We start from the raw sequence: 13,336 nt of genomic DNA, 5'->3' as shown, positions 1-13,336 counted from the left end.
GCCGTGCGGGGTACGGCAGGATGACGGCCTGTGACCGTCATCCACATCCCCGGCTCCAAGTCCGTGACCGCGCGTGCCCTGTTCCTGGCCGCCGCCGCGAACGGCACCAGTACCCTCGTACGGCCCCTGCGCTCGGACGACACCGAGGGGTTCGCCGAAGGCCTCACGCGCCTCGGCTACTGCGTCGGGCAGGAAGCGGACCGCTGGCACATCGACGGCCGCCCCTCCGGCCCCGCCGTCACCGACGCCGACGTCTACTGCCGCGACGGCGCCACCACGGCACGCTTCCTGCCGACCCTCGCCGCGGCCGCAGCCTCCGGCACGTACCGCTTCGACGCCTCCGCCCAGATGCGCCGCCGTCCCCTCGCCCCGCTCACCGAGGCCCTGCGCACGCTCGGCGTCGACCTGCGCCACGACGCGGCCGAGGGCCACCACCCGCTGCGGATCAGCGCATCCGGAATCAAGGGCGGCGAACTCACCCTGGACGCGGGGGAGTCCTCCCAGTACCTCACCGCGCTCCTGATGCTCGGACCGCTGACCGCTCAGGGGCTCCGGATCACCGTCACCGACCTGGTCTCCGCCCCGTACATCGAGATCACCCTCGCGATGATGCGCAGCTTCGGCGTCGAGGTGACCCGCGGCGGCCACGACAACAACGTCTTCACCGTGCCACCCGGCGGCTACCGGGCCACCACCTACGCCATCGAGCCCGACGCCTCCACCGCGAGCTACTTCTTCGCCGCGGCGGCCCTCACCGGCCGTGAGATCACCGTCCCCGGCCTCGGCAATGACGCACTCCAGGGCGACCTCCGGTTCGTCGATGTGCTGCGCCGCATGGGCGCCGAGGTGCACACCACGGCCCGGTCCACCACCGTCAGCTCCGGCGGCACTCTCTCGGGCCTCACCGTCAATATGCGCGACATCTCCGACACCATGCCGACGCTGGCGGCGATCGCCCCCTTCGCCTCGGGCCCGGTACGCATCGAGGACGTGGGTAACACCCGGGTGAAGGAGTGCGACCGGCTGGAGGCCTGCGCCCAGAACCTCAGGCGGATGGGCATCACGGTCGGGACGGGCCGGGACTGGATCGAGATCCACCCCGGCACACCCCGCCCCACCGAGATCGCCACCCACGGCGACCACCGCATCGTCATGTCGTTCGCCGTCGCCGGCCTGCGGGTGCCGGGCACCACGTTCGACGACCCCGGTTGCGTACGGAAGACGTTTCCCGGGTTCCACGAGGCCTTCGCCGGGTTCGTGGAACTCACGAACCGTTAGGGTTCCTGGGCCCACGCCGTCTCCGGGAGTTCTCATGTCCACGCCGCCCCACCACCCGCCGACCTCCTACGGATCCGTTGCGTCGTGCCACATCTGCGGTGCGATACCGGCGGTCCACGCCGTGGTGCGCGGACATCGCGGGCTCGTCGTCACACTGCGCTTCCTGACCGAGGAAGGCGCCTTCTGCCGGACCTGCGGAACGGCCACGTACCGCAGGATGACCTCGGACACCCTCTGGCAGGGCTGGTGGGGTCTGCTGTCGGTGTTCGCCGCACCGGTCACGATGGTGATGAACATCGGCGCCCGCTCCCGGATCCGCGCCCTGCCCCACCCGGTGGGCAATCTGCGGCCCCAACTCGCCCCGGGGCGCCGGGTCCTGGCCCGGCCGCCCGCGCTGGTCATCATGGCCGCCCTGGTCGTGGCCCTGGGCGCGGCCGTGGTCCCGAAGCTGATTCCGCACACCCAGCCCACGTTCACCGCCGGTGACTGCATCCGCAACCATGCGAAATGGCCCGAGCAGGACCTCGAAGAGGTCGGCTGCAGCGCCCCCGAGGCCGAGTACTGGATCTCCGACGGGGACAAGTGCTGGGGAAAGGACTGGCTGCTGTACCTGGAGTACAGCGCGGAGAAGAAGACCCTGTGCGCTCACCCCATGTCGAAATGACCGCCCCCGGCGACTCCACGGATCACGGGGGCCCGGCGGGCGAGGTTCCGCGCCAGGACGGCTGAGACCGACCCCGGGCGGACCGCGCCGGCCCGGCGCGGGGGACGCACTGTCCACACTCACAGCCGATGCGGCAACAATGGGGGGCATGAGCGACAGCCCTGCCCCCCTCGCCGACCCGCACGTCGTCTTCGATGCCGCGGAAGGCCCCCGGGATCTCGTCATCCTCGGCTCCACCGGCTCCATCGGCACCCAGGCCATCGACCTGGTACTGCGCAACCCCGACCGCTTCCGCGTCACCGCGCTCTCCGCCGCGGGCGGCCGGGTCGCACTCCTCGCCGAGCAGGCGCGGCAGCTACGGGTGCGTACCGTGGCCGTCGCCGCACCGGATGCCGTACCGGCCCTCCGCGAGGCGTTGCGCGAGCAGTACGGGACGAGCGAGCCGCTCCCGGAGATCCTGGCAGGGCCCGAAGCCGCCACCCAGCTCGCCGCCGGCGACTGCCACACCGTGCTCAACGGAATCACCGGATCGATCGGTCTCGCCCCCACGCTCGCCGCACTCGAAGCGGGCCGCACGCTCGCCCTGGCCAACAAGGAGTCGCTGATCGTCGGCGGCCCGCTGGTCAAGGCGCTGGCCGAGCCCGGCCAGATCATCCCGGTCGACTCCGAGCACGCCGCCCTCTTCCAGGCGCTCGCCGCCGGGACCAGGGCCGACGTACGCAAGCTCGTCGTCACCGCGTCCGGCGGCCCCTTCCGGGGACGAACCAAGAGCGAGCTCGTGGGCGTCACCCGCGACGAGGCCCTCGCGCACCCGACCTGGGCCATGGGACCGGTCATCACGATCAATTCCGCCACCCTGGTCAACAAGGGACTGGAGGTCATCGAGGCGCATCTGCTCTACGACATTCCGTTCGACCGGATCGAGGTCGTGGTCCACCCCCAGTCGTACGTTCACTCCATGGTGGAGTTCACCGACGGCTCCACCCTCGCCCAGGCCACACCCCCGGACATGAGAGGCCCGATCGCCATCGGCCTCGGCTGGCCCCAGCGCATCCCGGACGCCGCACCGGCCTTCGACTGGTCGAAGGCGTCCAGCTGGGAGTTCTTCCCCCTCGACAACGAGGCCTTCCCGTCCGTGGGACTGGCCAGGCACGTGGGCACGCTCGGCGCCACCGCCCCGGCCGTGTTCAACGCCGCGAACGAGGAATGCGTCGACGCATTCCTGGCAGGACGGCTGCCGTTCAACGGAATCATGGATACGGTCACGGCGGTGGTGGCCGAACATGGCACCCCCGCCACGGGAACTTCGCTCACGGTCGCAGACGTCCTCGAAGCGGAGACCTGGGCACGCGCCCGGGCCCGTGAACTCTCGGCGAAAGCGACAGCGGAGGCGCGCGCATGAGTATTACGACGGTCCTGTTGACGATTCTGGGCATCGTCGTCTTCGTCGTCGGGCTGCTGTTCTCGATCGCCTGGCACGAGCTGGGGCATCTGTCGACCGCGAAGCTCTTCGGCATCCGCGTCCCCCAGTACATGGTCGGCTTCGGTCCGACGATCTGGTCGCGGAAGAAGGGCGATACCGAGTACGGGATCAAGGCCATCCCGGCCGGCGGCTACATCCGTATGATCGGCATGTTCCCGCCGGGACCGGACGGGCGCCTGGAGGCGCGGTCCACCTCGCCGTGGCGCGGCATGATCGAGGACGCCAGGTCCGCGGCCTTCGAAGAGCTGGAACCGGGTGACGAGAAGCGCCTCTTCTACACGCGCAAGCCGTGGAAGCGCGTCATCGTGATGTTCGCCGGACCGTTCATGAACCTGGTCCTCGCCGTGGCGATCTTCCTCGGTGTGGCGATGACCTTCGGGTTCCAGACCCAGACCACCGAGGTGGCGGGTGTCCAGAAGTGCGTGATCGCCCAGAGCGCGAACCGCGACACCTGCAAGAAGTCCGACCCCGTCTCGCCCGCACAGGCCGCAGGACTCAAGAAGGGCGACAAGATCGTCGCCTTCGACGGCCAGAAGGTCGACGACTGGGCCACGCTCTCCGACAAGATCCGCGACACCATCGGCCCCGCCACGATCACGGTCCAGCGCGACGGCCAGGAGCAGACCCTCCACGCGGTGCTGAAGAAGAACGCGGTGGCGAAGAAGGACTCCAAGGGAGAGGTGGTCCCCGGTCAGTACGTGACGGCCGGCTACCTCGGTTTCGCCGCCCAGACCGAGATCGTTCCGCTCTCCTTCGGCGACTCGGTCGTCCGCATGGGAGACATGATCGAGAACGGCGTCGACTCGATCATCGCCCTGCCCTCCAAGATCCCGGACCTGTGGAACGCAGCCTTCGGCGGCGGTGAGCGAGCAGCGGACTCCCCGGTCGGCGTGGTCGGTGCGGCCAGGATCGGCGGCGAGGTGATGACGCTCGACGTCCCGGCCACGAACCAGATCGCGATGATGCTGTTCCTGCTGGCCGGCTTCAATCTCTCGCTGTTCCTCTTCAACATGCTGCCCCTGCTGCCGCTCGACGGCGGGCACATCGCCGGAGCGCTCTGGGAGGCCCTGCGCCGCAATGTGGCACGGGTCTTCAGGCGCCCCGACCCGGGCCCCTTCGACGTGGCCAAACTGATGCCGGTCGCCTATGTCGTCGCGGGTGTGTTCATCTGCTTCACACTGCTGGTGCTGGTGGCCGACATCGTCAATCCGGTCAAGATCTCCTGATCTCCCGACCGGCCCGGTGAACCATGGGTGACGGCCCGGCACGCAGCGTGTGTACGGGCCCGTCCCATTGCGCGGCACTCACGGACGCGGTGTGCTCGTGGGTGTCGCCGGTGCCGTAACCTCGAAACCCGGAGCCCGCCGATCTCGGGACCTTGATCCACACCTTGGGGATGCTCAGCGCATGACTGCGATTTCTCTCGGAATGCCGTCCGTTCCGACCAAGCTCGCCGACCGGAGGGTCAGCCGCCAGATCCAGGTCGGGTCGGTTGCGGTGGGCGGGGATGCGCCGGTGTCGGTGCAGTCGATGACCACGACGCGTACGTCGGACATCGGTGCGACGTTGCAGCAGATCGCGGAGCTGACGGCGTCGGGCTGTCAGATCGTGCGGGTGGCGTGTCCGACGCAGGACGATGCGGACGCGTTGGCGACGATCGCGAGGAAGTCGCAGATCCCGGTGATCGCGGACATTCATTTCCAGCCGAAGTATGTGTTCGCGGCGATTGATGCGGGCTGTGCGGCGGTGCGGGTGAATCCGGGGAACATCAAGCAGTTCGACGACAAGGTGAAGGAGATCGCGCGGGCCGCGAAGGATGCGGGTACGCCGATCCGGATCGGTGTGAATGCCGGTTCGCTGGATGCGCGGCTGCTGAAGAAGTACGGGAAGGCGACTCCGGAGGCGTTGGTGGAGTCGGCGTTGTGGGAGGCGTCGCTCTTCGAGGAGCACGGTTTCCGGGACATCAAGATCTCGGTGAAGCACAACGATCCGGTGGTGATGGTCAATGCGTACCGTCAGCTGGCGGCGCAGTGCGACTATCCGCTGCATCTGGGTGTGACGGAGGCGGGGCCGGCGTTCCAGGGGACGATCAAGTCGGCGGTGGCGTTCGGTGCGCTGTTGAGCGAGGGGATCGGGGACACGATCCGGGTGTCGCTGTCGGCGCCGCCGGCCGAGGAGGTCAAGGTCGGGCTGCAGATCCTGGAGTCGCTGAATCTGAAGCAGCGGCGGCTGGAGATCGTGTCGTGTCCGTCGTGCGGTCGGGCGCAGGTGGATGTGTACAAGCTGGCGGATCAGGTCAGTGCGGGTCTCGAGGGCATGGAGGTGCCGTTGCGGGTGGCCGTGATGGGCTGCGTCGTCAACGGTCCGGGTGAGGCCCGTGAGGCGGACCTGGGTGTCGCTTCAGGGAACGGCAAGGGGCAGATCTTCGTGAGGGGCGAGGTCATCAAGACCGTGCCCGAGTCGAAGATCGTCGAGACGCTGATCGAAGAAGCCCTGAAGATCGCCGAGCAGATGGAGAAGGACGGCATCGCCTCGGGCGAGCCCCAGGTCTCCATCAGCTGAACCAGGACTCGCACCACCGCGCCCCGCCGGACGAACACCGCCCGGCGGGGCGCGGTCGTGAGCGACCTCACGGGGCCCTGCGGACGCTGTTCCCGGGCACGGGCGGCGCCGATGAGCCTCTTTGGGTACAGTGCGGAAATCAGCAGACCGCATGGTGAGGCCCCCTCGTGTTGACGCAGACCACCACCCGGGTCCTCGAACCCAGCGACCTCGGCGCCGCTCTCGCCATCCTGGAGAGCGAACCCGTCGCCAATGCCTTCGTGACGTCCCGGGTCCAGATCGCAGGTCTCGATCCCTGGCGCCTCGGCGGCGAGATGTGGGGCTGGTACGCCGATGGACGGCTGCGCTCGCTGTGCTACTCGGGCGCCAACCTCGTACCGATCTGCGCCACCCCCGAGGCCGTCAGGGCCTTCGCCGACCGGGCCCGCCGGGTCGGTCGCCGCTGCTCCTCGATCGTCGGCCCAGCAGAGCCCACCACCCAGCTGTGGCGGCTCCTCGAACCCGGCTGGGGCCCCGCCCGCGAGGTCCGGGCCCAACAGCCGCTCATGGTCGCCGAGAGCCCGTCCGCCGAGGTCGCCCCCGACCCGCTGGTCCGCCGGATCCGCAAGGACGAGATCGACGTCCTGATGCCGGCCTGCGTGGCGATGTTCACCGAGGAGGTCGGCATTTCCCCGCTCGCGGGCGACGGCGGACTCCTCTACCAGGCACGCGTCGCCGAACTCATCGGCGCCGGCCGCTCGTTCGCCCGGATCGAGGACGGTCGGGTCGTCTTCAAGGCGGAGATCGGCGCGGCCACCCCGCAGGCCTGCCAGATCCAGGGTGTCTGGGTCGCCCCCGAACACCGCGGCCGAGGACTCTCCGAGACCGGCATGGCGGCGGTCCTGCGCTACGCCCTGGCCGATGTCGCACCCGTCGTCAGCCTGTACGTGAACGACTACAACACCCCTGCGCGCAAGGCCTACGCCAGGGTCGGCTTCCGCGAGGTCGGCGCGTTCATGAGCGTGCTGTTCTGACCGGTCGGCGGCCGGTGCCACCGACCCGTACCACCCACCCCACCCGGGCCAGTAGGGTCGGCGCATGGCAGCAGTTTCCGGGGGCGGCCCCCACACTCCCAGCGTCCGGATCGGACCGATCGATCTCGCCGCGCGCGTGGACGAGGCGCTCGCGGTGCAGGCTGTCGCCTTCGGCCTGGGACCTGAAGAGATCGAGGTACGGCGCCACATCGTCCTCAGACACCTCGACCACCCCTGCGCCCGCGCGCTGGGCGCCACCACCCCGGGCGGCCGGCTCGTCGGCTTCGTCTACGGCATGCCGAACGAACGCGGCCAGTGGTGGTCCACCGTCGTCGAGCCCTACCTCCGCGCCACCGGCTCCGCGCACTGGCTCGACGACTCGTTCGTCATCACCGAGCTGCACGTCCTGCCGAAGTTCCAGAACCGCGGCATCGGCCGCGCGCTGATCACCGCCATCACGGACGCCGTCGACCAGCCCCGGTCCATCCTCTCCGCGATCGACACGGAGAGCCCGGCACGTGGTCTCTATCGCAGTCTCGGCTACCAGGACCTGGCCCGGCAGGTGCTCTTTCCCAGCGCTCCCAAGCCGTACGCGGTGATGGGAGCCATGCTTCCGCTGCGTCGCAAGGGCTAGGACGGAAGCCAATCGATTTCCGCCCACCCGTACCACCCGGCTAACCTCCTGCACATCACCCTTCCGAGCAGGAGTTCATCATGGCCCAGGTCCAGCGCATGTCCCGATTGATGATCAAGACACTGCGCGACGACCCGGCGGACGCCGAGACGCTCAACCACAAGCTGCTCGTCCGGGCCGGATACGTACGTCGCACGGCGGCCGGCATCTGGACCTGGCTGCCGCTCGGCAAGAAGGTCCTGGAGAACATCACCCGCGTCGTGCGCGAGGAGATGGACGCCATCGGCGGCCAGGAAGTGCTGCTGCCCGCGCTGCTCCCCAAGGAGTCGTACGACGCCAGCGGCCGCTACCACGAGTACGGCGACCTGCTCTTCAAGCTCAAGGACCGCAAGGGCGCCGAGTACCTCCTCGGCCCCACGCACGAAGAGATCTTCACCCAGGTCGTCAAGGATCAGATCACGTCCTACAAGGACCTGCCCGTGATCCTCTACCAGATCCAGACCAAGTACCGGGACGAGGCCCGCCCCCGCGCCGGTGTGCTGCGCGGCCGCGAGTTCCAGATGAAGGACTCGTACTCCTTCGACACCACGGACGAGGGGCTCGTCGAGGCGTACCAGCTGCACCGCGCCGCCTACATCCGGATCTTCGAGCGGCTCGGCCTCGACCACCGCATCGTCTCCGCCGTCTCCGGTGCGATGGGCGGCTCGGCCTCCGAGGAGTTCCTGGCCCCCGCCCCGGCCGGTGAGGACACCTTCGCCGACTGCCCCGCCTGCGACTACGCCGCCAACACCGAGGCCGTGACCTTCAAGGCCACCCCCGTGGACGGCTCGGCGCACGGCCCTGTCGAGGAGCTGGACACCCCCGACACCCCGACCATCGAGACGCTCGCCGCGCACCTGGGCGTCCCGGCCTCCGCGACCCTGAAGAACCTGCTGGTCAAGGTCGACGGCGAGATCGTCGCCGTGGGCGTGCCCGGCGACCGCGAGGTCGACCTCGGCAAGCTCGGCGAGCACCTCGCCCCCGCCGTCGTCGAACTGGTCACCGCGGAGGACTTCGAGGGCCGCGCCGACCTGGTACGCGGCTACGTCGGCCCGCAGGGTCTGGAGAAGGTCCGCTACATCGCCGACCCGCGCATCGCCGCCGGCACCGCCTGGATCACCGGCGCGAACAAGCCCGGCACCCACGCGAAGAACGTCGTCGCCGGCCGTGACTTCGAGGTCGACGACTACCTCGACGTCGTCGTCGTCGAGGCGGGCGACCCGTGCCCCAAGTGCGGCACCGGCCTCAAGCTGGACCGCGCCATCGAGATCGGCCACATCTTCCAGTTGGGCCGCAAGTTCGCGGACGCCTTCCAGCTCGATGTGCTCGGCCAGAACGGCAAGCCGGTCCGGGTCACCATGGGCTCCTACGGCATCGGCGTCTCCCGCGCCGTCGCCGCGCTCGCCGAACAGACCGCCGACGAGCAGGGGCTGTGCTGGCCCCGCGAGATCGCCCCGGCCGATGTCCATGTCGTCGCGGCGGGCAAGGCGCTCCAGACGGAGCTGGCCCTCGACGTCGCCGAGAAGCTCGCCGCCGCCGGTGTGCGGGTCATGGTCGACGACCGTGCCGGCGTCTCGCCCGGTGTGAAGTTCACCGACGCCGAGCTGATCGGCATCCCGAAGATCCTGGTCGCCGGCCGCCGCTCGGCAGAGGGCGTCCTGGAGCTCAAGGACCGCCGTACGGGCGAGCGCGAGGAGCTCACGGCCGACGAGGCGATCGCTCGCCTGACCGTTCAGGGCTGACACCGCAACGCAAAGCCGTAGGCCCCCGCGAACCGCGGGGGCCTACGGCTTTGCGAGGCATTTACAGCCAGCCCGCGAACTCCAGCGTCAGCTCGCCCTCCTGGCGACGGCCGACCGCCAGCGCCCGGGTTCCCGACTCCACCGCGCGGAACAGTGTCCAGCCATGCAGCCGCTCCCGGTCCACGTCCAGTGAATCGGCGAGCTTCTTGATCCGCCGACGGGCCGTCACCGGGCCGCCGGGGGAGGCGATCAGATCCTCGACGCGGTCGCGTACCAGGCGCGCCAGATCGTAGGCCCGCTCACCGACCAGCGGCTCCGGCCCGACCGTCAGCCAGGGCGCCCGCTCGCCCGCGAGCACCTTGCTCTGGCGGAAATTGCCGTGCAGCAGCAGGAGTTCGGGGGAGTGGGCGACAAGCTCCTCACGCGCCGCGAGCGCCGCGGAGACCAGCGGCTCCATGCTCGGGTCGGAGGCGGCGTAGGCGCGCATCGGCTCCGTACGGCGCCCGGTCCGCTCGGCTACCGTCTCGAATCCATGGCCGGCCGGCGGCTCGACCCAGAGCCGGCGCACCGTCCCCGCCGCCTCCAGCAGCGCCTTCGCCTCCGGCAGTGAGCGCAGCGACACCTCGGGATGCAGCCGTTCGAGCAGCAGTGCGCCGGGGCCGCCGTTGAGGAGCTGCACCGCGCCCCAGCCGTTCCAGTGAGCGAGCGCCGCTTGCTCCAGCTCCGGTGCGGCCCCGGGCGGAGCGATCTTCAGCGCGGCCGGGGTGCCGTCGGAGCAGATCACCAGCAGGACCAGACTGCTGCGCCCCCCGGGGGCGGCGACCCGTTCCACGGTCACCTTCTGCCCGGTCGAGGACAGCGCTTCCTCGGTCAGTGCGGGAAGCTGCGCGAGCCAGTCGGCGGCGGCATCCCCGTACGATTCGCCGAGCGCTCGCACCAGACGCTGCGGCGGTTCGAAACCCATACGTGCTTTGTTCCCTTTCAGAGCTTCTTCAGTGCGTCGCGCCGGTCCCGTTCGTCACATCGGTCCCGTGGATCGCGTCAGACCCGGCGCTCGCATCGGTCCCTGCCGTCGCGCCGGTCCCGGCGGCGGTCCGCTCGGCGAGCCCGGGAAAGGGTACGCCGCTGCCCCGCCAGCGGACCGCACGCACCGCGGCCTCCCGCAGCGCATCCGCGGCCTCCCGCCTGAGCGGACCCGCCGCGGCCCGTACGAGATCGGAGTACACGTCCGCGACCCGGTCCTCCAGCAGGGCGGCCAGTCGCACCGCCGCAGCCGGGTCCGGCACCGCGAACGGCAGAGCGTACGCGGCCTGAGCCGCCACAGGTTCACCGCCCAGGTCACGCACGGTCCGTGCGAGCGCATCACGCCGGGCCCGGTGCGCGTGGTAGGCCGCAGTGGCCTCGGCCCGTCGGCCGTCGGCGACCCGGCCGCCGACCACCCCGTACCCGTACACCGCCGCGTGTTCGGCGGCCAGCGCTGCCTGAGCCGCCTTCTGTGTTCCGGCGCTCATGACGAGGTCTCCTTGGCCAGTTCGGTCAGCAGATAGGCATGGGCCGCGCCCGCCGCCGCGATCGACGCCAGCAGCCGGGCCAGCTCCGGCGGGGCGTTCAGCAGCGTCGCCGTGTGGGCGTCCGCGGTGCGGCGCTCCGCCGCGGCCAGCTCCTTGAGAGCGCCCGCGGCGTCGGTCGCGCGTGTCCGCGAGAACGCGAGCGTCTCGCCGCCATCAGGCGCCAGCGCCTTGGCATGGGCCCGCACGGCGTCCCGCAGCGGCGAGAGCCCGGCGGTGGTCTCCGGATAGGCCCTGACCACCTGTTCGTACCGGCCGAGCAGTTCCCTGCTGGTACCCGCGGCACCGGCCCGGAGCGTCTTCTCCGCCCGTGCGGCGGCGGCCTGCTCGGCCGCGGTCGCCGTGTCGGCCCGAGCGGAGCTCTCCCGGGGCCCGGTCCCGTCACCGCAGCCGGCCAGCACCGCCCCCATGGCGATCGCCCCCGTCGCGGTGAACGCACCTCTGCGCGTCGTCCCCGTGCGCCGCACTTGTTCTCCTTCGGGCTTGGACCTGTCTTGACTGGATCTGTCCTGAAGTGATCACCGCAGGCGAGCGTACCCGCGGCAGCGGAGCAGGCGGACGGCAACACCCCTCGGGACCGGATACCCTTTGACCTGACACGCGAGATCCCCACAACAGCACACGCGGCCGAGGAGTCACCCGGATGAGCACCACCCAGAGCGAGAGGCTGCGCGGACTGCTCGAACCGCTCGTCAGCGCCGAGCAGCTGGACCTCGAAGAGATCGAGGTGTCCCGGGCGGGCCGCCGCCGGGTGCTGCGGATCACTGTGGACTCCGAAGAAGGCGTGGAGCTGGACGCCTGCGCCGAGCTGAGCCGCGCGATCTCCGAGAAGCTCGACGAGACCGACGCGATGGGCGAGGGCGAGTACGTCCTCGAAGTCAGTTCCCCCGGTGCCGACCGTCCGCTGACGGAGCACCGCCACTACGTACGTGCCACGGGCCGCCTGGTCAAGCTGCACCTGCGCGAGGGAGGCGAGCTGGTGGCTCGCATCCTCGCCGTGGACGAAGAAGGACTCGACCTCGAAGTGCCGGGCGTCAAGGGCCGCAAGCCCACGTCCCGCCGGGTCGCCTTCGACGAGATCACCAAGGCGCGCGTGGAGATCGAATTCAGCCGCAAGGACAAGAAGGAAGAGGAGGCGTAGCCGTGGACATCGATGTGAAGCTCTTGAAGGGCTTGGCACAGGACAAGGAGATCCCCTTCGACGTGCTCGTCGAGGCGATCGAGTCGGCCCTCCTCATCGCCTACCACCGTACGGAGGGCAGCCACCGCCGCGCGCGCGTGAAGCTCGACGAGCGCGGCCACGTGACGGTGTGGGCGAAGGAGGACCCGGCCGACCTCGAACCGGGCCAGGAGGCCAAGGAGTTCGACGACACCCCGTCCGGCTTCGGCCGGATCGCCGCGACCACCGCCAAGCAGGTCATCCTGCAGCGGCTGCGCGACGCCGAGGACGACAGGACGTTCGGCGAGTACGCGGGCCATGAGGGCGATGTCGTCACCGGCGTCGTCCAGCAGGGCAAGGACCCGAAGAACGTCCTGGTCGACATCGGCAAGCTGGAAGCGATCCTGCCGGTGCAGGAGCAGGTGCCGGGCGAGGAGTACACCCACGGCCTGCGTCTGCGTACGTATGTCGTACGGGTCGCCAAGGGCGTGCGCGGTCCGTCCGTGACGCTGTCTCGGACCCACCCCAACCTGGTGAAGAAGCTCTTCGCGCTGGAGGTCCCGGAGATCGCGGACGGTTCCGTCGAGATCTGCGCGATCGCCCGCGAGGCCGGGCACCGCACCAAGATCGCGGTTCGTTCGACCCGTTCCGGGCTGAACGCCAAGGGCGCCTGCATCGGCCCGATGGGCGGCCGGGTGCGCAATGTCATGGCCGAGCTGCACGGCGAGAAGATCGACATCGTGGACTGGTCGGACGACCCGGCCGAGATGGTCGCCAACGCCCTGTCGCCCGCGCGGGTGAGCCAGGTCGAGGTCGTGGACCTCGGCGCACGGTCCGCCCGGGTCACCGTTCCGGACTACCAGCTGTCGCTCGCGATCGGCAAGGAGGGGCAGAATGCCCGCCTCGCCGCCCGCCTCACCGGCTGGCGCATCGACATCCGTCCGGACACCGAGACCGACGCCGAGCGCGATGTCGCCGACCGGGAGCGGGCCGAGCGGGCCCGCGAGCGTTCGGAGCGCCGCTGACCAACCCGGCCCGCGCCGGACTCCCTGGCGCCGCCCCGGAAGGGGCGCCAGGGGCTCGGTCGTGCGGGCCGCAGGGAATACATCTCAGCGGCATGCCGCTGAGAACACGACAACATCCGTTCGATTTTTGCCCCAAAGGGGTGAGGTCGGTGCGGGGAGGTAGACTTAG

The 13,336-nt window shown here is 70.1% G+C and carries 13 protein-coding genes; 10 read left to right on the top strand and 3 right to left on the bottom strand.

The window, feature by feature from the left end:
• Window positions 1–30: 30 nt before the first annotated feature.
• The 8 genes from aroA (at window position 31) to NRF20_RS12960 (ending at window position 9,415) form a co-directional block, all read left to right on the top strand.
• Window positions 31–1,278 carry a 3-phosphoshikimate 1-carboxyvinyltransferase gene (gene aroA / locus NRF20_RS12995; protein WP_413752598.1) on the top strand — a complete coding sequence of 416 codons (1,248 nt, stop codon included), beginning with the start codon at window positions 31–33 and terminating at the stop codon, window positions 1,276–1,278.
• 34 nt (window positions 1,279–1,312) lie between these two features.
• Window positions 1,313–1,942 carry a hypothetical protein gene (locus tag NRF20_RS12990; RefSeq protein WP_398635019.1) on the top strand — a complete coding sequence of 210 codons (630 nt, stop codon included), beginning with the start codon at window positions 1,313–1,315 and terminating at the stop codon, window positions 1,940–1,942.
• Between the two features lie 148 nt (window positions 1,943–2,090).
• On the top strand, window positions 2,091–3,344 hold the full coding sequence (gene dxr / locus NRF20_RS12985; RefSeq protein WP_398635020.1) for a 1-deoxy-D-xylulose-5-phosphate reductoisomerase: 1,254 nt from the start codon (window positions 2,091–2,093) through the stop codon (window positions 3,342–3,344).
• The gene (locus tag NRF20_RS12980) at window positions 3,341–4,651 is read left to right on the top strand and encodes a M50 family metallopeptidase (RefSeq protein WP_398635021.1); all 1,311 of its coding nucleotides are present in this window, start codon (window positions 3,341–3,343) and stop codon (window positions 4,649–4,651) included. Before dxr ends, NRF20_RS12980 begins: the two co-directional genes overlap by 4 nt.
• A 181-nt stretch (window positions 4,652–4,832) precedes the next feature.
• On the top strand, window positions 4,833–5,987 hold the full coding sequence (ispG, locus tag NRF20_RS12975) for a flavodoxin-dependent (E)-4-hydroxy-3-methylbut-2-enyl-diphosphate synthase (protein ID WP_114246969.1): 1,155 nt from the start codon (window positions 4,833–4,835) through the stop codon (window positions 5,985–5,987).
• 167 nt (window positions 5,988–6,154) lie between these two features.
• Entirely contained in the window at window positions 6,155–7,000 is an 846-nt protein-coding gene (locus NRF20_RS12970) for a GNAT family N-acetyltransferase (RefSeq protein WP_398633979.1), read from the top strand.
• A 64-nt stretch (window positions 7,001–7,064) separates the two neighbouring features.
• Window positions 7,065–7,634 (top strand): GNAT family N-acetyltransferase, encoded by a 570-nt coding sequence (locus tag NRF20_RS12965; protein ID WP_398633978.1) that lies wholly within the window; start codon window positions 7,065–7,067, stop codon window positions 7,632–7,634.
• An 80-nt stretch (window positions 7,635–7,714) separates the two neighbouring features.
• Entirely contained in the window at window positions 7,715–9,415 is a 1,701-nt protein-coding gene (locus NRF20_RS12960) for a proline--tRNA ligase (protein WP_398633977.1), read from the top strand.
• Window positions 9,416–9,476: 61 nt separating this feature from the next.
• On the opposite strand, the gene NRF20_RS12955 is transcribed toward NRF20_RS12960, so the two are convergent.
• From NRF20_RS12955 to NRF20_RS12945, 3 genes are read right to left on the bottom strand one after another with little or no spacing between them, the layout of a single operon-like run.
• Window positions 9,477–10,379 (bottom strand): aminoglycoside phosphotransferase family protein, encoded by a 903-nt coding sequence (locus NRF20_RS12955; RefSeq protein WP_398633976.1) that lies wholly within the window; start codon window positions 10,377–10,379, stop codon window positions 9,477–9,479.
• Between the two features lie 28 nt (window positions 10,380–10,407).
• A complete protein-coding gene (locus tag NRF20_RS12950) occupies window positions 10,408–10,926 on the bottom strand; it encodes a ferritin-like domain-containing protein (protein WP_398633975.1) in 519 nt (172 codons plus the stop codon).
• Window positions 10,923–11,450, bottom strand: coding sequence for a hypothetical protein (locus NRF20_RS12945; protein ID WP_398633974.1), 528 nt, complete (start codon window positions 11,448–11,450; stop codon window positions 10,923–10,925). Before NRF20_RS12945 ends, NRF20_RS12950 begins: the two co-directional genes overlap by 4 nt.
• Before the next feature lie 176 nt (window positions 11,451–11,626).
• Between NRF20_RS12945 and rimP the strand changes: the two genes are divergently transcribed.
• Window positions 11,627–12,124 carry a ribosome maturation factor RimP gene (rimP, locus tag NRF20_RS12940; RefSeq protein WP_266357407.1) on the top strand — a complete coding sequence of 166 codons (498 nt, stop codon included), beginning with the start codon at window positions 11,627–11,629 and terminating at the stop codon, window positions 12,122–12,124.
• 2 nt (window positions 12,125–12,126) lie between these two features.
• Window positions 12,127–13,167: a transcription termination factor NusA gene (nusA, locus tag NRF20_RS12935; RefSeq protein WP_266357406.1), complete on the top strand. Its 1,041-nt coding sequence runs from the start codon at window positions 12,127–12,129 to the stop codon at window positions 13,165–13,167.
• Window positions 13,168–13,336 lie beyond the last annotated feature (169 nt).

This window comes from Streptomyces sp. R-74717 (assembly GCF_047305335.1).
Taxonomy (GTDB): Bacteria; Actinomycetota; Actinomycetes; order Streptomycetales; family Streptomycetaceae; genus Streptomyces; species Streptomyces atratus.
This window is presented reverse-complemented; position numbering and strand designations above follow the sequence as displayed.